This is a genomic window from Pelomicrobium sp. P1, assembly GCF_052805615.1.
The window spans coordinates 151,680-170,896 of the sequence record NZ_JBRBEM010000005.1 but is presented as its reverse complement, the minus strand read 5'-3'; the positions used below and the strand labels follow the sequence as shown (position 1 = coordinate 170,896).

16 protein-coding genes, 1 tRNA gene and 1 other RNA gene are annotated in these 19,217 nt (G+C 66.1%); 7 read left to right on the top strand and 11 right to left on the bottom strand.

Annotated elements, in window-relative coordinates:
* The first annotated feature begins 119 nt into the window (after positions 1-119).
* From ACUVYZ_RS07265 to ACUVYZ_RS07255, 3 genes are all read left to right on the top strand, one after another.
* On the top strand, positions 120-971 hold the full coding sequence (locus tag ACUVYZ_RS07265) for a class I SAM-dependent methyltransferase (RefSeq protein ID WP_439933633.1): 852 nt from the start codon (positions 120-122) through the stop codon (positions 969-971).
* A 62-nt stretch (positions 972-1,033) separates the two neighbouring features.
* Positions 1,034-1,468, top strand: coding sequence for a GFA family protein (locus ACUVYZ_RS07260; protein ID WP_439933634.1), 435 nt, complete (start codon positions 1,034-1,036; stop codon positions 1,466-1,468).
* 17 nt (positions 1,469-1,485) lie between these two features.
* The gene (locus ACUVYZ_RS07255) at positions 1,486-2,424 is read left to right on the top strand and encodes a carbon-nitrogen hydrolase family protein (protein ID WP_439933635.1); all 939 of its coding nucleotides are present in this window, start codon (positions 1,486-1,488) and stop codon (positions 2,422-2,424) included.
* Between the two features lie 944 nt (positions 2,425-3,368).
* Here the strand turns inward: ACUVYZ_RS07255 and ACUVYZ_RS07250 are convergent.
* Both ACUVYZ_RS07250 and ACUVYZ_RS07245 read right to left on the bottom strand, forming a co-directional pair.
* Positions 3,369-3,461: transfer RNA gene (locus tag ACUVYZ_RS07250), tRNA-Ser, on the bottom strand.
* A gap of 86 nt (positions 3,462-3,547) precedes the next feature.
* Positions 3,548-3,895: a hypothetical protein gene (locus ACUVYZ_RS07245; protein ID WP_439933636.1), complete on the bottom strand. Its 348-nt coding sequence runs from the start codon at positions 3,893-3,895 to the stop codon at positions 3,548-3,550.
* Positions 3,896-4,045: 150 nt separating this feature from the next.
* Between ACUVYZ_RS07245 and ACUVYZ_RS07240 the strand changes: the two genes are divergently transcribed.
* Positions 4,046-4,636: a tetratricopeptide repeat protein gene (locus ACUVYZ_RS07240; protein ID WP_439933637.1), complete on the top strand. Its 591-nt coding sequence runs from the start codon at positions 4,046-4,048 to the stop codon at positions 4,634-4,636.
* Positions 4,637-4,705: 69 nt separating this feature from the next.
* Here ACUVYZ_RS07240 and ACUVYZ_RS07235 read toward each other — a convergent pair whose 3' ends face one another.
* Together ACUVYZ_RS07235 and ACUVYZ_RS07230 are read right to left on the bottom strand one after the other, a co-directional pair.
* Positions 4,706-6,784 (bottom strand): VC_2705 family sodium/solute symporter, encoded by a 2,079-nt coding sequence (locus ACUVYZ_RS07235; protein WP_439933638.1) that lies wholly within the window; start codon positions 6,782-6,784, stop codon positions 4,706-4,708.
* 3 nt (positions 6,785-6,787) lie between these two features.
* A complete protein-coding gene (locus tag ACUVYZ_RS07230) occupies positions 6,788-7,051 on the bottom strand; it encodes a DUF4212 domain-containing protein (RefSeq protein ID WP_439933639.1) in 264 nt (87 codons plus the stop codon).
* 208 nt (positions 7,052-7,259) lie between these two features.
* Here ACUVYZ_RS07230 and ACUVYZ_RS07225 point away from each other — a divergent pair, with 208 nt between their 5' ends.
* On the top strand, positions 7,260-7,934 hold the full coding sequence (locus ACUVYZ_RS07225) for a response regulator transcription factor (RefSeq protein ID WP_439933640.1): 675 nt from the start codon (positions 7,260-7,262) through the stop codon (positions 7,932-7,934).
* A gap of 11 nt (positions 7,935-7,945) precedes the next feature.
* Here the strand turns inward: ACUVYZ_RS07225 and ACUVYZ_RS07220 are convergent, their stop codons facing one another.
* From ACUVYZ_RS07220 to acs, 7 genes are all read right to left on the bottom strand, one after another.
* On the bottom strand, positions 7,946-9,370 hold the full coding sequence (locus ACUVYZ_RS07220) for a putative nucleotidyltransferase substrate binding domain-containing protein (protein WP_439933641.1): 1,425 nt from the start codon (positions 9,368-9,370) through the stop codon (positions 7,946-7,948).
* Between the two features lie 61 nt (positions 9,371-9,431).
* Positions 9,432-11,567, bottom strand: coding sequence for a 3'-5' exonuclease (locus tag ACUVYZ_RS07215; protein ID WP_439933642.1), 2,136 nt, complete (start codon positions 11,565-11,567; stop codon positions 9,432-9,434).
* Positions 11,564-11,941 carry a response regulator transcription factor gene (locus ACUVYZ_RS07210; RefSeq protein ID WP_439933643.1) on the bottom strand — a complete coding sequence of 126 codons (378 nt, stop codon included), beginning with the start codon at positions 11,939-11,941 and terminating at the stop codon, positions 11,564-11,566. The genes ACUVYZ_RS07215 and ACUVYZ_RS07210 overlap by 4 nt, the downstream gene beginning before the upstream one ends.
* Entirely contained in the window at positions 11,910-14,759 is a 2,850-nt protein-coding gene (locus tag ACUVYZ_RS07205) for an ATP-binding protein (RefSeq protein WP_439933644.1), read from the bottom strand. The genes ACUVYZ_RS07210 and ACUVYZ_RS07205 overlap by 32 nt, the downstream gene beginning before the upstream one ends.
* A 9-nt stretch (positions 14,760-14,768) precedes the next feature.
* Complete coding sequence (locus ACUVYZ_RS07200) at positions 14,769-14,978, bottom strand: hypothetical protein (protein WP_439933645.1); 210 nt, start codon at positions 14,976-14,978, stop codon at positions 14,769-14,771.
* A gap of 79 nt (positions 14,979-15,057) precedes the next feature.
* A complete protein-coding gene (locus tag ACUVYZ_RS07195; RefSeq protein ID WP_439933646.1) occupies positions 15,058-15,999 on the bottom strand; it encodes an MBL fold metallo-hydrolase in 942 nt (313 codons plus the stop codon).
* Positions 16,000-16,146: 147 nt separating this feature from the next.
* The gene (acs, locus tag ACUVYZ_RS07190; protein WP_439933647.1) at positions 16,147-18,111 is read right to left on the bottom strand and encodes an acetate--CoA ligase; all 1,965 of its coding nucleotides are present in this window, start codon (positions 18,109-18,111) and stop codon (positions 16,147-16,149) included.
* Between the two features lie 369 nt (positions 18,112-18,480).
* On the opposite strand from acs, the gene ffs reads away from it, so the two are divergent.
* Positions 18,481-18,579, top strand: an RNA gene (gene ffs / locus ACUVYZ_RS07185) — signal recognition particle sRNA small type.
* Positions 18,580-18,674: 95 nt separating this feature from the next.
* Complete coding sequence (locus ACUVYZ_RS07180; RefSeq protein WP_439933648.1) at positions 18,675-19,214, top strand: acyloxyacyl hydrolase; 540 nt, start codon at positions 18,675-18,677, stop codon at positions 19,212-19,214.
* Positions 19,215-19,217 lie beyond the last annotated feature (3 nt).

The following is a 19,217-nucleotide window of genomic DNA, read 5'->3' as shown; positions in this document are numbered from 1 at the left end:
GTTTAACGACGTGGCCGCGCGCAATCCAACGCGGATTCCCACGGGCGTTCCAGCGCCTTTTTGCGAGTATAGCGCTCGAAGTCACGTTGAGGAACCGACCTCCAACAAGGAGACGTCCGATGGACACCTTCGATGCCGCCAAGTACAAGGAGACAACCCGTGAGCAATGGCAGGCCGCGGCCAAGGCCTGGAACGACTGGGGTCCGTTCCTCCGCGCCTGGCTCGGACCCACCACCGAGATCATGCTCGACATGGCCCGCATCGGTCCGGGCAGCCGCGTGCTCGACGTCGCCGCCGGTGCCGGCGACCAGACGCTCCAGGTTGCGGAACGGATCGGCCCGCAAGGTCATGTGCTCGCCACCGACATCGCCCCGAACATCCTCGCCTTCGCGGCGCAGAACGCGCGCAACGCCGGCTACGCGAACGTCACGACCGCCGTCATGGACGGTGAGAATCTCGACGTGCCGGAGGGGACGTTCGACGCCGTGATCTCGCGCGTGGGACTGATCTACTTCCCCGATCAGCAGAAGGCGCTCGCCGGCATGAGGCGCGCGCTGAAGCCCGGTGGCCGGATCGCGGCCATCGTCTATTCGACGGCGGAGAACAATAAGTTCTTCTCGATTCCCGTCTCGATCATCCGCCGCCGCGCCAATCTGCCGCCGCCCGAGCCGGGTCAGCCCGGCCCCTTCAGCCTGGGCAATCCCGGCGTGCTGGAAGAGGCGTTTCGCACAGCCGGGTTCCGCGACGTGGAGAGCCGGCTCGTTCAGGCGCCGGTCAAGCTTCGTTCGGCGGCCGAATGCGTCCGCTTCGAGAAGGAGTCCTTTGGCGCGCTGCACCAGATGTTAGCCGGCCTCGATGAGGCGGGGCGTGAAGCGGCCTGGGCCCAGATCGAACAGGAACTCGAGGCCTTCGAGGGCCCGTCGGGCTTCGCAGGCCCGTGCGAGTTGGTCTTGGCTGTGGGGACCAAGTGAGCCCCCGGGGTCAGCCCGCCAATGCCCATTGAGCCGACGCCCAGTTGAACAGGAGCAAGAACATGGCTGATGATCACGTCTATGTTGGTCGCTGCTTCTGCGGCGCCGTCGAGATTGCCGTCACCGGTGAGCCTGTGGCGATGGGGTATTGCCACTGCGCCTCCTGCCGGGCGTGGTCGGCCGGACCGGTAAACGCATTCACGCTGTGGAAGCCGGAGGCGGTCACGATCACCAAGGGGGCCGAGCACGTGGCTAGCTTCCAAAAGACCGAGAGAAGCATTCGCAAATGGTGCGCGCGCTGCGGCGGTCATCTGCTGACGGAGCATCCCATATGGGGCGTAACCGACGTCTACGCTGCCGTAGTGCCGGACCTTGCCTTTAGACCGTCCGTGCACGTCAACTATCAGGAGACCGTGCTACCGATGCGGGACGGCCTGCCGAAACAGCGCGATATTCCCGCCGAGATGGGTGGATCAGGCATTCTGATGCCGGAATGAGAAGGAGCGAGGCTAACATGTCCACGAAGGTTGCCGTCATTCAGAAACCCCCGGTTCTGTTGAACCGGGACAAGACCACCGAGAAGGTGATTGCCTCAATCGACGAGGCGGCGAAACAAGGAGCATCGCTGCTGGTCTTTCCCGAGGCCTTTATCCCTGGTTACCCGACCTGGGTCTGGCGCCTGAAGCCTGGCGGCGACATGGCGCTTGCCAGCGAGATTCATGCAAGGCTGCGCCAGAATGCCGTCGACCTTGGCGCTAGCGATCTCGCGCCGGTGCAGGAAGCCGCGGCCAAGCATGGCGTGACGGTCGTGGTCGGCCTCCACGAGATCGACAGTGGGTTTTCGGGGACGACGCTGTTCAATACCGTGGTGGTGATCGGTCCCGACGGCACACTCCTCAACCGTCATCGCAAGCTGATGCCGACCAACCCGGAGCGCATGGTCTGGGGCATGGGCGATGCGACCGGTCTTCGGGTCATCGAGACGCCCGCGGGACGACTCGGCTGCTTGATCTGCTGGGAGAGTTACATGCCGCTTGCGCGCTATGCCCTCTACGCTCAGGGCATCGACATCTATGTGAATCCGACCTGGGACAACGGCGAGACATGTCTGGCGACATTGCGCCATATCGCCAAGGAAGGGGGCTGTTGGGTGATCGGCACTGCCACCGCCTTGCAGGGCTGCGACGTGCCGGAGGATTTTCCCGAGCGCGACCGCTTGTTCACGCCCGAGGAATGGATCAACGATGGCGATGCGGTCGTGGTCAAGCCCACCGGGGCGATCGCCGCCGGCCCGCTTCACCGCGAGAAGGGCATCCTCTATGCGGAGATCGACGCGGAGGCGGCGCGGCGCGCCCGACGGTCGCTTGACGTCTGCGGCCATTATGCTCGGCCCGACATCTTTTCGCTCACGGTGAACCGGAAGCCACTTCAGCCGGTAACCTTCTCCGAATGACGGCTCGCGACACGACTGACTGTCGGTGTCGCGGAAACGGGAACGGCTGCCAATCTGCCGAGGGGCACTGATTGCGAATGTTTCCTCCTAAGTCGCTGCCGATACACCCCCATCCACATCGCCGTGATTGTTTTTGCGGCGCGGGCACACTAGACGATGGATTGAAAGCTTCATTTGCCCGCGAGAGCCGGACACAACGGTCAAGGCAGCTATACTCGCAACTCATTGAAAAAATTTATTTACCGCACTTGACCGAGCGTGGTGGCGGTTAAGTGGGAAAAAGAGGGCAAAAAGACCCTGACGGCCACGGCTCGCTAGCCGGTCTCAGTGGTAAACCTGAGTTCGGCACAGCCCTTTGAACCCGAAAGAAAAATAGCTGCGCGGGCAGACGCGGCGTCGGTTTATGCGGATGAGTTGGCAGAGAGGGCGGGATTGCTCGGCTTTCGCGTTGCCGCCGCGAAAGCCTCGGCCCTCGCCGCGCTCGGGCCCGCCCTGCTGGGATCCTACGAAGCGGGCTCTGTGCGCCCAGGGCGGGATTGCTCGGCTTTCGCGTTGCCGCCGCGAAAGCCTCGGCCCTCGCCGCGCTCGGGCCCGCCACTCGCTGCGCTCGTGACGTCCCAGCCGAGCGGTGCTCGGCTGGTCGAACCCGGCGGTTCGTCCATACGTCGGTAGGCGGGATTGTTCCGTCTCGCCTTACATCTTTCGCCGCGCTCGGGCCCGCCCTGCTGGGATCCTACGAAGCGGGCTCTGTGCGCCCAGGGCGGGATTGCTCGGCTTTCGCGTTGCCGCCGCGAAAGCCTCGGCCCTCGCCACGCTCGGGCCCGCCACTCGCTGCGCTCGTGACGTCCCAGCCGAGCGGTGCTCGGCTGGTCGAACCCGGCGGTTCGTCCACACACCCATCTGCCAGAATCAAAATAGCCCCACTGCGGGGGCTATTTTGATTCTGGCGGAGAGGGCGGGATTCGAACCCGCGGTACGGCTTTTGACCGTACACACGATTTCCAGTCGTGCACCTTCGACCGCTCGGTCACCTCTCCGTGCCGTGGCTGGCCCTGGAGGCGGGCCAAGGCCGCAAACATAAGGGAGAACGGGCTGCCTGTCAAAGGCCCAACAAGGCCCGACCCTACTGCCCGGAGCCCTGGAGCCGCTCCTCGTACTTCTGCACCATGGCCGTGCAAGCCGGATGGCCGGCGTACTCGGTTAGGCACAGCTTGAGCTTCTGTTGCCCGGCCCAGAACCAGATGAGGAAGACGAGAAAAAAGGCGATGAAGCCCACGTGCTGGTCCAGGATGAAGCGGGGGGTGATGAACCGCACCGCCCGGGTGACCGGAGAGGTGACGGTGCGCAGGATGAGATAAGGAAAGTTCTTCTCCCGGTTGGCCCCCGCCAGCACGTAAAGGATTCCCTGGCCGATCAGGGACAGGCCGACGATTTCGCACAGCAGCTTGAGGATGGAGAAAAACTGGAGCATGGAGGTCTCGTCAGCGGGAAAAGGATAGCACAACGGCCCGCGGCGCTGGAGCCGCACCGCGCCATGGGCGGCGTGGGAGGTTTTCGCTTGCGGGAGCGGGTTCCAGTGGAGAAAATGTAATGGACTTTTGAGAGGGGCCCGCCCAGGACCATGGACTTCGACACCCTGCGCTATTACTTGCGGGCGCGCATGTTCGAGCGGTTGCGCCGCTACGACCAGGCGGAGCGGGAATACCGCACCGCCCTGCGCTACGATCCCCGTTCCCCCAAGGTGGTGAGCGCCCTGGGCTATCTGCTCGCCCGGCGGGAGCGCTACGAGGAGGCCCTGGGGTATTTCGAGGAGGCGGTGCGGCTCAACCCGAAAAACGCCCATCTGCTCTTCGACCTGGGGTTCGTGCGGGAGAAACTGCGCCGCATCCGGCCGGCCATCGAGGCTTTCCAAGCGGCGGTCAGGCTGGATCCCAAGCTGGATCGGGCGTGGTACGGCATGGGCATGTGCTACGCCATGCTGGGCCGGCACGAGGAAGCGGTGGGGGCGTTCCAGCAGGCGGCCGAGCTGCAGCCCATGAACCCCCATGCCTGGTATGCCCTGGGGATGGCCTACCATCATACCCACAAGCCGGACAAGGTCAAAGAAGTGGTGCATCACCTGTTCCGCTTCGATCCCCTGATGACCCGCCAGCTCATCCGGGACGCGGAGCGGGCCGACCTGGCGCACCTGGTGAGGGATTTGAAGGTGTAGGGGAGCCCGTTGCGCAATAGAAAAGGCCCGCGCAAGCGGGCCTTTTCTCGGTGGGGCTGGCCGCCTAGGTCAAGTCGCCCGGGTATCGATGTCCCCCGCCAGGCTCGGATAGCGCACGTGGTCCACCAACTCGATCACCTCCTTATTGGTGTTGGGAGCGATCAGGCTGCCGATGATGGCGGCGATGAAGCCCGCTGGGATGCCGAAGACCCCGGCCGAAATGGGCTGGATGCCGAACCACATGTAGTCCGAGATCGGGCCGGTGACCCCGAACAGGCCCCGCATCCACGGCTGGGTGGTGGCCATGTAGTAGAAGCACACCCCCAGGCCGATCACCATCCCCAGGATGGCCCCCAGCTTGCTCGCCTTCTTCCAGAACACCCCCAGGACCAGGGCCGGGAAGAAGGCGGAGGCGGCGAAGGAGAAGGCCGCCGACACCAGGAACAGGATGTCGGCCGGCTTCTGGGCGGCCACGTAGGCGGCGAGCAGGGCCACGATCAGGAGCAGGGTCTTGGCCACCGCCAGGCGCCGGGAGGTGGGCGCGTTGGGGTCGATCATCTTGTAGTAGACGTCGTGGGAGAGGGCGTTGGCGATGGTGAGCAGCAGCCCGTCCGCGGTGGAGAGGGCCGCCGCGAGTCCCCCCGCCGCCACCAGGCCGGAGATCACGTAGGGCAGCCCGGCGATCTCGGGGGTTGCCAACACCACGATGTCGCCGTGGATGGCGATCTCGGCCCGCTGGATGATGCCGTCGCCATTTACATCCGAGAGGAAGAGCAAGGTCGGGTCCACCGCCTGCCATAGGGACACCCACCGGGGCAACTCGGCGAAGGCCGAGCCCACCAGGTTGGCGTAGATCTCGTATTTCACCAGCACGGCCAGGGCCGGCGCGGTGAGATAGAGCAGGCAGATGAAGAACAGGGACCAGAAGACCGATTGCCTTGCCTCCCTGACGCTCGGCGTCGTGTAATAGCGCATCAGGATGTGGGGCAGGGCCGCGGTGCCCACCATAAGGCAGAAAATGAGGGCCAGGAAATTGCGCCGTTTGACGGCGACGTCCTGTTCGTCCTTGCCGGCGAAGATCTCGGCGTGGCGCTTGAGCGGCGCCGCCCGGGCAGCCAACTTCTCATCCTTTTTCCACTGCTCGACGGCGGCCTCCAGGGTGGCCGGGTACTTCTTGAGCGCTTCCTCGGCCTTGACGATCTCCTCCGCCGGAGCGTTGGCCGCCTTCAAGTCGGCGAGCCGCTTCTCCAGCGCGGCTTTGCCGTCCGCATAGGCCTTAGCGGGGTCCTTTAGCGCCGCCTTGGCCGCCTCGGACTTCTGCTTGAAGATATCCCGGACTTCGTTTTCCTTGGGATCGGCGAGGATCTTGTCTTCGAGCTGGGTCACTTTCTGGAGCTGGTAGCCGTAGACCACCCACGGGGCCGGCACGCCGGTCTGCTTGGCCGCCAACCAGATGGGGGGAATCAGGTAGGCGATGATCAGGATGATGTACTGGGCCACCTGGGTCCAGGTCACCGCCCGCATGCCGCCGAGGAAGGAGCACACCAGGATGCCGGCCAGGCCGACGAACACCCCGATGCCGAACTCCAGGCCCGTGAACCGGCTGGTGATGATGCCCACGCCCATCACCTGGGCCACCACGTAGGTGAAGGAGCAAAGAATGGCGGCGAAGACCCCGATCAGGCGTGGGACGTGACCGCCGTAACGGGCCCCCAGGAAGTCGGGGATGGTGAACTGGCCGAACTTGCGCAGGTAGGGCGCGATGAACAGGGCTACCAGCACGTAGCCGCCGGTCCATCCCATGATGAAAGCCAGTCCATCGTAGCCCAACAGGTAAAGGCTACCGGCCATGCCGATGAAGGAAGCCGCCGACATCCAGTCTGCGCCGGTGGCCATGCCGTTGAAAAAGGCCGGCACCCGCCGCCCGGCCACGTAGTACTCGGCCACGTCCGCCGTGCGGCTCATGATGCCGATGCCGGCGTAGAGGGCGACGGTGGCGAACAGGAAGATGTAGCCGATCACCCGGTTCGGAATGCCCAGGGCTTCCAGAATGGCCAAGACGATCACGAAGGCGATGAAACCGCCGGTGTAGAAGCTGTAGTACTTCTTCAGCGCCTGGTTAAATTGAGCCTGACTCGAGACGGCCATCGGTCATTCCTCCCCTTCCGCGACCCCATACTCCTGGTCGAGCTTGTTCATGTAGCGGGCATAAAACCAGATGATGATCACGTAGATGATCAGGGCTCCTTGGGCGCCCACCCAGAACGGGAACGGGAAACCCAGGATCGTGATGGAACTCAGGCCCTTGGCGAAGAAGCCGATCACGTAGGTGACGAAGAACCAGATGAACAACAGAATTCCTGTAAGCCTCAGGTTCTTGCGCCAGTACTCCCGGTGTCGCTCGGTGAGCTGCATGGGCGTCCTCCTCTTGCGGTCAGTTGAATGAGGCGAAGTAGCTTGATGTTTTTATTGAATCCTAAGCTAGAATAGCTTACAGAATCCTTACGCCCGCCGGACCTTTTCTAGGGCGCCTTAACTTAGCTCTTTCAATGTAGCAACGGCCCGGGGCAAAGGCAAACGGTGGAGCGGGGAGCGCTGGGGGCCTAGGACCGCTGGAGGAGCCGTGAGAATCCTGGTGGTGGAGGACGACCCCGTGCTGGGGGAGGCGATCGAATTCGCCTTGAAAATCTCCAATTACGCGGTGGACCGGGTGGGCACCGGGGAGACCGCCGACCAGGTGCTCAAGCGCCATCCCTTCGACCTGGTGATCTTGGACCTGGGGCTGCCCACCGTGGACGGGTTCGAGGTGCTGCGGCGGCTTAGGGCCCGCTTGAGCGCCACCCCCGTGCTGGTCCTTTCGGCCCGGGACGCGCCGGACGACAAGGCCCGGGTCCTGGACCTGGGCGCCGACGACTACATGGCCAAGCCCTTCAGCGTGAACGAGTTCCTGGCCCGGGTACGGGCGCTGCTGCGCCGCAGCCGGTACAGCCTCCCGTCCCAGATGCTGGGGGAGGGGGTGAGCTACGACGCGGTCACCCGGACCCTGCAGGTGAAGGGCAAGACGCTGCCCCTATCGCCCCGGGAAGTGAGTGTGTTCGAGGTGCTGCTCCAGCACTTCGGCCGGGTGGTGAGCAAGGAGCAGCTTCTGGAGCGGCTCTGCGGTTTCGACGACGGGGTCACGTTCAACGCCATCGAGGTCTACGTGCACCGCCTGCGGAAGAAGCTGGAGAATAGCGGCGTCACGGTGCGCACCTTCCACGGGCGGGGCTACCAGCTCGACCACGGCGACGCCTCTTGAGCGCTCGGGCCTCAGCCGGTCAATCCCGAGACCTGATACTCCAGGGCCAGGCGCGCCTGCAGGGCTTTCGCCTGCCGCAGCGCCTCCTTGAGGATGCGACGCTCGAACCGGTTGAGCGCATAAGGGTTCAAGCGGTTGTTCGGCGGCAGGCCCTCGAGGATTCTCTGGTACTGGTGCTGGAGCCGCAACCGCTGGATGTGGTAGAACGCCTCGACCCAGGCTTCCACTTCGTCCCGGGGGAGGTGCAACTTTTCCGCCGAGCGCCGCAGCCGTTCCGCCGTGTTAGTGGCGGGCACCTGGGTGTGCAGGCTCAAGATGCGAGCGGCGTCCACGAACAGGGTGGCTCCGTTCAGCTTCAGATCGATGGTGTTGCGGTGCTCGCCGCTAGCGTCCACGGCGAAGTCCCGGAAAAAGCCCAGGGGCGGCCGGTTGCGCAGGGCGTTTTCCGCCATCTGGTGCAGGAAACGGCGGTTCGCGCTGGCATGGGGGAGCAGCCACTGCCGCAACTCCAGGGCGAGGCGGGCTTCCCCGTGCAGGGGACGGAAGTCGAAGAAGATGGAGCCGTGCAGCAGGGCTTCCGGGCTGCCGCTGTCGATCCAGGCGGCGAATTTCCCCCGCCACTCCTCCGCGCTCAGGCACCAGTGGGGGTTGCCCGCCATGATGTCGCCGCGGCACAAGGGGAAGCCGCAACGATCCAGGGTCAGGTTGATCCGCTGGGCGATCGGCAGCAGCCGCTCGCGCACCTCCCCTGCGGTCGTACCCCGGGGCACCTCGAAGAGGATCCCGTTGTCCTGATCGGTGCTTAGGGTCTGCTCCAGGCGCCCCTCGCTGCCCAGGGCGAGCCAGCACCAGCGGATCGGCTCCAGGTCCGCGCCGCGGAACTCCAGGTCGATCGCCCGCTGGGTGAGCAGATCGTTCAGCGAGGCGATGAACTGGGTGAGCTGCTCCGCCGCCACGCCCTGGACGAGCATGCTCTGGGCCAGCTTGCGCACCTCGGCGCTGAACTGCTGCAGGCTCTCCAGGCTGTCGGCGTTGCGGATGTCCTGGGAGAGCTGGCGCATGCTCACCCGCTGCAGGCTGAACAGGTCTTTTTCCGAAACGACCCCCACCAGCCGCCCGGCATCCACCACCAGAAGATGGCGGATCCCGTGGCGCACCATGGCCAGGGCCGCCTCGTAGGCGGTGGCGTGGGAAGGCAGGGTGGTGAGGCTGCGGGTCATCACCTGCTCGATGGGGTCGGCGAGGCTCCGTTGGGGCAGGGCGACCCGGCTCAGCAGGTCATGCAAGGTGAATATACCAAGGGGCCCGCCGGCCTGGTCCACCACGATCATGGAGCCGATGCCGTGCCTTTGCATGGTTTCCAGCACCGATCCGATGGAAGCGTGGGGCGGGCAGGTGACGGGCTTGTGGGCGAGGGTGGAGAGCAGGCGGTCCATGGGCGGCAGTTCCGCCGCGCCGGTGCGCCCGCCGGGCGGCGCCGTTTCCTGCCGCGTCTTTTCAGTACCGGACGCGCGCATAGTAGGTCCGCTGGGACGCCTCTCGGGCCTGCCGCAGGGTGTGGATACCCCGCTCGGCGAGGAGCGGAATCATCTTGAGGAACACTTCCGCGGTCACGATGGCGTCCCCGAGGGCCGTGTGCCGGCCCACCACGGGGACTCCCAGCCGTGCGGCGATCGCCTCCAGCTTGTGGTCTTCCTGATTGGGCTGGATCGCGGCGGAGAGGAGCAAAGTGTCCAGCACCGGTTGGTCGAACTTCACCCCCGCCTGGGCTTCCTTCATCTGCAGGAAGCGCAGGTCGAAAGCCGCGTTGTGGGCGACCAGCACCGAGTCCTCGCAGAAGCGATGGAACGCCGGGAGGACCGCCTCGATGGGGGGCTGGCCCCGGAGCATGGACGGGTCGATGCCGGTCACCTTGATGGATTCGGGCGACATGGGCCGGCGCGGGTCCACCAACTGGTCGAATACCTCGTGCAGGAGCAGCCGGCCGTTGACGATGCGCACCGCGCCGATGGAGATGATCTCGTCGCCCGCCGAAGGCTCCAGCCCCGTGGTCTCGGTGTCGAACACGGTGTACTTGAGCTCCGTGAGCCTGCGCTCGTCCAGCGCCGGGCTGGAGGGCTGCTGGCGGAAGAGGTCGAAGTCGTAGTATTCGGGCCGGCTCCCGGCCGGGGCGGGCAGGGCGAAGCCCACGGTTTCCGGGGCGCTGGCCGGGATCAGCAGGCGGAAATACGACTCCTGGGCGGGGCGGTCCCGCTGGTACCAAATCTCCCCGTCGTGGCGTTCGATCACGTCTTTCACCGTAAGGGGCAGGTCCTCGCCTCCCGCGGTGAGGGGCTCGCTCTCCCAGGCGAACACGGTTTCCGCCGAAAGGGGCGCGCCGCGCCACACCAGGTCCAGATGGGCGAGCCGTCCCTCGCCCGCGAGCCGCAGGCGCAGCTCCCACACGCCGAACTCCTCCTTGAGCCGGGCGGCCAGGTAGGCCAGGACCTGGACCAGGGCGAAGCTGTCCACCCGCATCCACAGGTCGGGGGCCAGGATTTCCGCCTTGGCGGCGAGGCCGAGCCGCGTCTCGATACGCCGGCAGGCGGCGGCCACCAGGTCCTCGCCCAGCATGTCCTCCATGACCCATTGCGCCTTCATGGCGTCGGAGAATTCCCGGATGGCGCCCTCGATGCGTTCGGAGAGACGGCTGGCTTCCTGGCTAATGACGGCGATAAAGCGCCCCTGCTGCTCGGCCGGCATGTCGGGAAAGCTCTGCAGCGTCTCCACCGCGGCGCGGATGCTGGCGAGCGCCGCCCGGCTGCCCTCCGTGACGGATTGCAGCAGGGCATCCCGACGGCTGCCCTGTTCCACGGTGCGCGTCACGTCCTCCAGGGTCATGACGAACCCGGTCAGCCCCTCGTTGCCGAGCACCGGCACCACCAGCGCCCGCACGAGTTGCCCCGAGGGAGCGGTGGTGACGAACCGGGCCACCGCATGGGGGCGCTTCTGGGAGAGCAGGCTGTGGATGGTGTCCAGGGCATGGAGGATCAGCGGCCGGTCGATCACGCCGAACACCGAGCGCCCTAGCCCCACCAGGCCGCCGGTCGCCGATCCCGCGGGATTGGCGGAAAGGAGCTGCCGGGCGCGGTTGTTGTAGAGCAGGATCTGCCCCTCAATGTTGCACACGAGCACCCCCTGGGCGAGCTCCGAGATCACCGCCGCCAGGCGGTTTTTTTCCTCCTCCACCGCCCGCTTGGCCTCTTCCACCCGGGCTTCCACCCGTTCCAGCAGGGCGTGGTAGTGCTCGGCGAAGCGGTTGACGCTTTCCACCAGGGCGCGCACGTCGGCAGCCCCTTCGGCGCTCGCGCGATGGGCGGGATTGGCCTCCAGCATGACCTGGAGGTCCTCCCGCAAGCGGCGGATCGGGGTCAGGTAGAGGTTGGAAAGGAGCTCGAGCAGGATCGCCAAGGCGAACAGGACGCCCACGGCCGTCATGGCGAACAGCACCGCCTGGTCCGCCAGCGCCTCCAGCGCCGGGCCCTGCAGCTCGGTGGGGAGCCGCCGCCAGACGAGCCAGCCCAGCAGCCCGGGCAGGCCCATCGCCGCCCCGTAGCAGAGAGCCAGGACGAGGACGAACCTCCCTCGGCTCACGCGGCCTGTTCCCCCAGAAGCTTCTTCACCTGGGCGATCAGCTCCTTGGTGGAGAAGGGCTTGGTGATGTAGGCGTCGGCCCCCAGGGCGAGCCCCTTGGCCACCTCCGTCTCCCGCCCCTTGGCGGTGAGCATCACGATTTTCACCCCCTGCCAGGCGGGGTCCTCTCGCAGCTTCTGGCAGACTTCGAACCCGCTTTTGCCCGGCAGCATCACGTCCAGCAGGATCAGATCGGGGCGGAATTCCTCGACCGCCCGCAACACCTCTTCCCCGTCGGTGGCGACCCGGATCTCGTAGCCGTGCCGCTCCATCAAGAACTCCAGCGAAACGACGATGTTGGGCTCATCGTCGGCGATCAGTATCCGCTTGCCCATGCTTGGCCTCCTCCGTTGCGGCGATTTCCCCTTGTGCGCCGGTTCTCGCGTCGGCTTGTCCAGCCCGCGCGGCCGCGGCGACCCGCTCGGGGGCGAGGGGGATGGTGAACGAGAACGTCGCCCCGCGCCCGGGCGCGCTCTCGACCCACAGCCGTCCCCCGAAATGTTCGATGATCTGGCGGCTGATGGGCAGCCCTAGCCCGGTGCCCGAGGGCCGGGCCCTCATCGTGTCCCCCACCTGCCTGAATTTTTCGAAGATCACTTTCTGGTGCTCGGGACTGATGCCGATTCCGTTGTCGCTCACGTCCACCCGCAGCGTCTTGCCCTCCCGCCTCAAGGTGACGGTCACCCGGCCCCGCTCGGGCTCGCAGAATTTCACCGCGTTGGAGAGCAGGTTTAGCATGACCTGCACCAGGCGGTCCCGGTCGGCGGTGATGCGCGGCACGTTCGCCTCCAGGCGGGTCTCCAGCTTGACCCGCTTCTCCTTAAAGAGCTGGGCCGTGGAGGCGACCGCCTCCTCGATCACCTCCCGCAGGTCCAGCTCCGTGTTGTGCCAGTCAGCGTTGCCGGATTCCAGCTTGGCCAGGTCCAGCACCTGGTTGATGAGCCGGGTCAGCCGCTCGCTCTCCTTGATGATGATGCCGAGGAAGCGGGTGCGCTCGGCCGCGTCCAGGTCGGGGTTGTCATGCAGGATCTCGGTGAGGGCGCGGATCGAGGTGAGGGGGGTGCGCAGCTCGTGGGTGACGGTGGAGATGAAGTCGTCCTTCAGCCGGTCCACCTCCTGCAGGCGCTCGTTGGCCGCCTTGAGCTCGGCGGTCGCCCTTTCCAGCGCCCGGGACTTGCTCTCCAATTGGCGGCTATAGGCGATGATCTGGGAGGTCTCGTCCAGGATGTTCAGGACCTCGTCCATGGTCAGGGGTTCCTCCTTTACCGTGGAGGCCACCATGACCCGGGCCGAGGCCGCGCCGATGGCGCCGGCGAGCAGGGTCTCGGCGTAGTGGACCAGGTCCGCGTCGGCCTGCAGGTCGCTTACGTCCTCCAGCCCGCGCCGGAGGGCGTACTCGCGCAGCGCCTCCTCGGCCCGTCCGGCCCCGAGGAAGCGGCTGAGCACGGGCCGCAGGTCGTCCACGGTGGCCGACCCCCGCCAGAAGCGCGATCCGGTGGACTCCGGGGATTTCTTGAAGGCGTCGACGAACAGGGTCGCCTGGCTGTGCTCCGCCACGCTCGGACGGGTGAGGAGGCTGCCGGCCACGTAGGCGCCGATGTTGGCCAGCATGCTCCAGAAGAGGGAGTGGGTGTTCTGGTCGAGACCCCGCAGGCCGAAAAGCTCCAGGGGTTTCAACAGCTCGATGCCTAAGGGGCCCGCTTCGAGGAAGGAGATGGGTAGCCAGCCGGAACGGGCGAAGGAGGGCAGGAGCAGGGTGTAGGCCCACACCAGGAAGCCCGCCGTGAGGCCGGCGATGGCGCCGGTGCGGGTTCCGCCCTTCCAGTACATGCCGCCGAAGAACGCCGGGGCGAACTGAGCCACGCCGGCGAAGGAGATGAGGCCGATGGACACCAGGGCGTACGCTTCCCCGGCGAGGCGGAAGTAGAGGTAGCCGAGCAGCAGCACGGCGACGATGGCGCCGCGCCGGATGCCGAGCAACAGCCCGGTCAGGTCCGGGCGTTCGGTCAGCCGCAACCAGCGCAGCCGCAGCAGCACCGGCATGACGAGATCATTGCACACCATGGTGGACAGGGCGATGGTCTCCACGATCACCATGCCGGTGGCGGCGGACAGCCCGCCGATGAAGGCGAACAGCGCGAGCGCTTCCTGCTGCTCGGCCATAGGGATGGTGAGCACGAAGGTGTCGGCGTCCACACCCCCGTCGGGAAAGCGCATGAGCCCGCCGAAGGCGATGGGCAGGACGAAGATGTTGATGGCGAAAAGGTAGAGGGGAAAGAGCCAGATCGCCTTCAGCACGTGCTTTTCGTTCACGTTCTCCACCACCGAGATCTGGAATTGCCGCGGCAGGAGCATGATGGAGAGCATGGACAGCACGGTGAGGGAGGCCCAGGTGTCGTAGGTGCCCGCGGCGCCGCCCACCGTGAGCAGGGCGTTCAGCTTGGGCAGCTCCGCTGCCCGGTCGAAGATGTCGGCGAAGCCGTTGTACAGGCCGAAGGTGACGAACAGCCCCACGGCGACGAAGGCGAGCAGCTTCACCAGGGACTCGAAGGCGATGGCCGCCACCATGCCCTCGTGGCGCTCGGAGGCGTCCAGGTGCCGGGTGCCGAAGACGATGGTGAAAGCCGCCAGCAGTAGAGCGATGTAGAAGGCGCTGTCGCTCACCACCGGCTGGGCCGCGCGCGCCGCCGGGGCGGAGACTTCCGGGTAGTGCAGCAGCAGGCTGAAGGTGTTGGACACCGCCTTCAACTGCAGGGAGATGTAGGGGATGATGACGATTACCGCGGTCACGGTCACCAGACCCCCCAGGAGCTGGCTCTTGCCGTAGCGGGAGGAGATGAAGTCGGCGATGGAGGTGATGCGGTTGGCCTTGCTGATGCGGATGATCTTGAGCATCACGAACCACCACAGGGCCGCCATCAAGGTCGGGCCCAGGTAGATGGGCAGGAACCCGATGCCGGTGGAGGCGGCGCGCCCCACGCTCCCGTAGAAGGTCCAGGAAGTGGCGTAGACCGCCAGGGACAGGGCGTAGATGTAGGGGTTGGCGATGACCGAGCGCCCGGCGTCCGCCCGCTTGTCGGCGTAATAGGCGATGGCGAACAGGATGCCCAGGTAGGCGAATGAGGCGATGACGATGACCGAGCCTTGCAGCATCGGCGGAGCTTAGTGCTCCCGCCGGCCCGGACGCGCCTCCACGATCCAGGCCATCAGCCCGATCAGCAGCATCCAGGCGGCGAAGATGTAGGCGAAGAGCAGCGGTATGCCGAAGACCTCGGCGTCGCTGTTGAAGAGGTCGAGGAGGGGGTAGTTGAACAACAGGCAGCCGACGAGGAACACGGCGATCAGCCGCTCCCCGGTCACGTTCTCCCTCATGGCGGCAACCCTTTCGGCGGTGGAGCTTTTTCCAATATTAGCACCTGGTATCCACCCCGCCCCGGCGGGCGGCTTCCGTTCAGGCCTTGGCCTTAGCGTCCATCCAGACTTCGATTCCTTGGGCGTTGAGCTCGATGTCCATGGCGAGGAGCTGCGCCGCGGTCTCCTCCGGCAGAGGACTGCCGCTGGCCTGGGCCTCCTCGAGCAGCAGCTCCCGCAGGCCCTCGGTGAGCACCCGGTGGCGCGCCGGCCCCGCGGAGCGGGCCTGCTCGGCCAGCCGCCGGTACTCCTCCAGCAGCCGGTGCAGGGTGGCCGCGTGCCGCGCCACGTGGGACACCCGGCTGTAGTGGGTGAGAAAAGCATGCCTGGGCTCGAGGCTCGCCAGGCGGTCGATGGAGACATGGGCCGCGTCGGGGTCGAACTGGGCCGGGGTCGAGGTGGGGAAGATGAACTCCGTCCCCTCCCCGTCGAACTCCCGGTAGGAGATGCCGAAGGTGTCGCCGGTGAAGACCGAGCGGGAGCGCGCGTCGTAGATGCAGTAATGGTGCCGGGCGTGGCCGGGGGTGTCGAGAAGAACGAGCTCCCGCCCGGCCAGGGAAAGGCGGAAGCCGTCGGGGGCTTCGATCAGCCGCTCGGCCGGCACCGGCAGCACCTCGCCGTAGAGCCGGCGGAATTCCTCTTCGCCGTAGACTGCCTGGGTGCTGGCCACCAGCTTCCCCGGATCTACCAGGTGGCGCGCTCCCCGGGGATGGACCACGATGGGGGTCCGGGGCAGGGCCAGGGCGAGCTGCCCGGCGCCGCCCGCGTGGTCCAGGTGGATGTGGGTGACCAGGATGTAGTCCACCGCGTGCCGATCCACCCCCAGCGCCTCCAGGGCGGCCAGGAGCCCGGGGACCGAGCGGCTGGTGCCCGTGTCCACGATAGCCGCTCGGCCCCGCTCCACGATGACGTGGATCGCATCCAGGTTGGGCCGGTAATAGCCCGAGTCCACCGCGGCGATGCCATGGTCGTACTGAATCAAGGCGGGCAGCGTCACCGGACAGTGTTTGGAAAAGGAGAAAACCGGCGGGGCGCCCTCGAATGGTACCCCGCCGGAGCAGGGGTCCGCCGGCTCAGCGCGTCGGACGCTCCCGCCGTCCAGGGCCGACCGCGGACGAGACCCGCCGGCTCACTGGGTCACCTTGAGCTGCTCCAGGATCGCCGGATTCTCCAGCGTGGAGACGTCCTGGGTGATCTCCTCGCCCTTGGCGATGGAGCGCAACAGCCGGCGCATGATCTTGCCCGAGCGGGTCTTGGGCAGGTTGTCGCCGAAGCGAATCTCGTCGGGCTTGGCGATGGGGCCGATCTGCTCGCCCACCCAGTTCCTGAGCTGGGCGGCGATCTTCTGCGCCTCCTCGCCCACCGGCCGTGGGCCTTTCAGGACCACGAAGGCGACCACCGCCTCCCCCTTCACCTCGTGGGGCTTGCCCACCACCGCCGCCTCGGCCACCTGGGGGTTCGCCACCAGGGCGGACTCGATCTCCATGGTGCCCAGCCGGTGGCCGGAGACGTTGAGCACGTCGTCGATGCGCCCGATGATCCAGTAATAGCCGTCCATGTCCCGGTTGGCGCCGTCCCCCGCCACATAGAGTTTGCCGCCGAAGTCGCTGGGGAAGTAGCTCTTGACGTAGCGCTCGGGATCGCCCCAGATGGTGCGGATCATGGCCGGCCAGGGACGCCGGATGACCAGGAAGCCGCCCTTGCCTTTTTCCACCGACTGGCCGGTCTCGTCCACGATGTCGGCCATGATGCCGGGCAGGGGCAGGGTGCAGGAGCCGGGCTTGAGGGGCGTCACCCCCGGCAGCGGGGTGATCATGTGGCCCCCGGTCTCGGTCTGCCACCAGGTGTCCACGATGGGGCAGCGCTTGTTGCCCACCGTCTCGTAGTACCACATCCAGGCCTCGGGGTTGATGGGCTCTCCCACGGTGCCCAGGATGCGCAGGCTCGAGAGGTCGTACTTCTTGGGCTGCTCCGCCCCGGCCTTGATGAGGGAGCGGATGGCGGTGGGAGCGGTGTAGAACACCGTCACCTTGTGGTCCTGGATCATCTTCCAGAAGCGCCCCGCGTCGGGGTAGGTGGGCACGCCCTCGAACATCACCTGGGTGGCGCCCACGGCCAGGGGCCCGTAGGTGATGTAGGTGTGCCCGGTCACCCAGCCCACGTCGGCGGTGCACCAGAAGATGTCGCTCGGCTTGTAGTCGAAGGTCCAGCGCATGGTGAGGGCGGCGTGCACCAAGTAGCCGCCGGTGGAGTGCTGCACGCCTTTGGGCTTGCCGGTGGAGCCGGAGGTGTAGAGCAGGAACAGGGGGTGCTCGGCCTCCACCCACTCGGGCTCGCAAGTGTCCCCCTGGCCGTTCACCAGGTCGTGCCACCACAGGTCCCGGGAAGCGTTCCAGGCGATGTTGGCGCCGGTGCGCTTGTAGACGATGACGCTTTTGACCGATTCGCAGCCGCCCATCCCTAGGGCCTCGTCCACCGCGGGCTTCAAGGGGATCGCCCGCCCGCCCCGCATCTGCTCGTCCGCCGTGATCACCGCCACCGCCCTGGCGTCGACGATGCGCTCGTGGAGCGCCTTGGCCGAGAAGCCGCCGAAGACCACCGAATGAATGGCGCCGATGCGGTTGCACGCCTGCATGGCCACCACCGCCTCGATGCTCATGGGCAGGTAGATGACCACCCGGTCCCCCTTCTTGATCTTGAGGGACTTGAGACCGTTGGCGAACTGGCACACGCGCCGGTACAGCTCCTTGTAGGTGACCTTGGTGACCTTGCCGTCGTCGGCCTCGAAGATGATGGCGGTCTTGTCCGGCTGGGTGGAGAGATGCCGGTCCAGGCAGTTGTAGGAGGCGTTGAGCATCCCGTCGCTGAACCAGCGGTAGAAGGGCGCCTTGCTCTCGTCCAGCACCTGGGTGAACGGTTTATGCCACGCGATCTGTTCGCGGGCGATTCGGGCCCAGAATCCCTCGTAGTCTTGTTCGGCCTCCTTGCACAGCGCCCGGTAGGCGTCCATGCCCTTGACGTTGGCCTGCTTCACGAACTCTTCGCTGGGGGGAAAGACCCGCGTTTCCTGGAGCACTGATTCGATTGCAGCCATGGCTTCCTCCTTCAAGGTCATGGAATGATGAAAAATCCTGCCGCCGCTTCTTTCGTTTTAGAGCATTTTAGTGCGGCGCGGTAAGCGCGCGCCACGATCGTCTCCGGCCGGGCGCGGCCTTTTGGCCTATAACCTTAACCCTAATCTTATATAAGACACAAGACTTATCGACTTTTTGTAGCTCCGGTCCGCCAGCGCCATCGTCCCACCATTGGGAAACAGGGACAGGTCATGCGGCGGGGGCGGCGCGCATGTGGTACCCTACGGGGCGTTTTGGGACGGACGCCCGGAGGATTCCGGGTTTCCCACCCGGCCCGGGGAGCGGGGGTCCGCGACGGGCTACGGCTCCCGGGCGGGGGCATGATCAACGGCGGGCCTCCCCGCATTGCACGATAGTGAACCTGGTCAGGTCCGGAAGGAAGCAGCCACAGCTATTCTCTGCAAGTGCCGGGGGTCAGGCTCGCCACCCTTTCATCGCGCCGGTCAAGGGTTGCCGACCGTTGACCGCCTTCCTTCCTCTGCCCCGGGGGCGGAGAGGAAGGGAGCGTTAGGAGAACCAACAAGTGAAAAGAATCCTTGCGTTTCTGGGCGCGGTGCTGGCCGCCCCGGTCTGGGCGGTGGACGGGATCGCCCTCGAAGGGGGGGTGTCGGACTCTTCCAACGCGGACGTGAGCCTCGTGCGGGTGGCGGCCCAATGGGATTGGAAGGTGCACTGGCTAGAGCGGGCGGGCTGGTCCCTGGGAGGCTATTGGGACTTGCAGATCGGCCGCTGGATGAACGATAGCTTGAACAGGACCAACTCGGGGCTGTGGGATATAGGCTTGACCCCCGTACTGCGGCTGCAGTGGGCGGGCGCCGGCGGCTTCATCCCGTACTTGGAGGGCGGCATCGGGGCCCACTTCCTGTCGGAGACTTCGGTGAGCCGGCAGCGGCGCTTCGGGTCCAGCTTCCAGTTCGGCGATCACTTGGGGCTGGGGCTACGCTTCGGGCCGCGCCAGGCCTTCGACCTGAGCTATCGCTTCCAGCACCTGTCCAACGCCGGGATCAAGTCCCCCAACAACGGCATCAATTTCCATCAGGTTCGCTTCGGTTACTGGTTTTAGGGT

Excerpts from the sequence above, each read along its gene's own strand:
- ACUVYZ_RS07265 (WP_439933633.1), top strand. The coding sequence starts at position 120 with ATGGACACCTTCGATGCCGCCAAGTACAAGGAGACAACCCGTGAGCAA.
- ACUVYZ_RS07260 (WP_439933634.1), top strand. The coding sequence starts at position 1,034 with ATGGCTGATGATCACGTCTATGTTGGTCGCTGCTTCTGCGGCGCCGTC.
- ACUVYZ_RS07255 (WP_439933635.1), top strand. The coding sequence starts at position 1,486 with ATGTCCACGAAGGTTGCCGTCATTCAGAAACCCCCGGTTCTGTTGAAC.
- ACUVYZ_RS07245 (WP_439933636.1), bottom strand. The coding sequence starts at position 3,895 with ATGCTCCAGTTTTTCTCCATCCTCAAGCTGCTGTGCGAAATCGTCGGC.
- ACUVYZ_RS07240 (WP_439933637.1), top strand. The coding sequence starts at position 4,046 with ATGGACTTCGACACCCTGCGCTATTACTTGCGGGCGCGCATGTTCGAG.
- ACUVYZ_RS07235 (WP_439933638.1), bottom strand. The coding sequence starts at position 6,784 with ATGGCCGTCTCGAGTCAGGCTCAATTTAACCAGGCGCTGAAGAAGTAC.
- ACUVYZ_RS07230 (WP_439933639.1), bottom strand. The coding sequence starts at position 7,051 with ATGCAGCTCACCGAGCGACACCGGGAGTACTGGCGCAAGAACCTGAGG.
- ACUVYZ_RS07220 (WP_439933641.1), bottom strand. The coding sequence starts at position 9,370 with ATGGACCGCCTGCTCTCCACCCTCGCCCACAAGCCCGTCACCTGCCCG.
- ACUVYZ_RS07210 (WP_439933643.1), bottom strand. The coding sequence starts at position 11,941 with ATGGGCAAGCGGATACTGATCGCCGACGATGAGCCCAACATCGTCGTT.
- ACUVYZ_RS07205 (WP_439933644.1), bottom strand. The coding sequence starts at position 14,759 with ATGCTGCAAGGCTCGGTCATCGTCATCGCCTCATTCGCCTACCTGGGC.
- ACUVYZ_RS07200 (WP_439933645.1), bottom strand. The coding sequence starts at position 14,978 with ATGAGGGAGAACGTGACCGGGGAGCGGCTGATCGCCGTGTTCCTCGTC.
- acs (WP_439933647.1), bottom strand. The coding sequence starts at position 18,111 with ATGGCTGCAATCGAATCAGTGCTCCAGGAAACGCGGGTCTTTCCCCCC.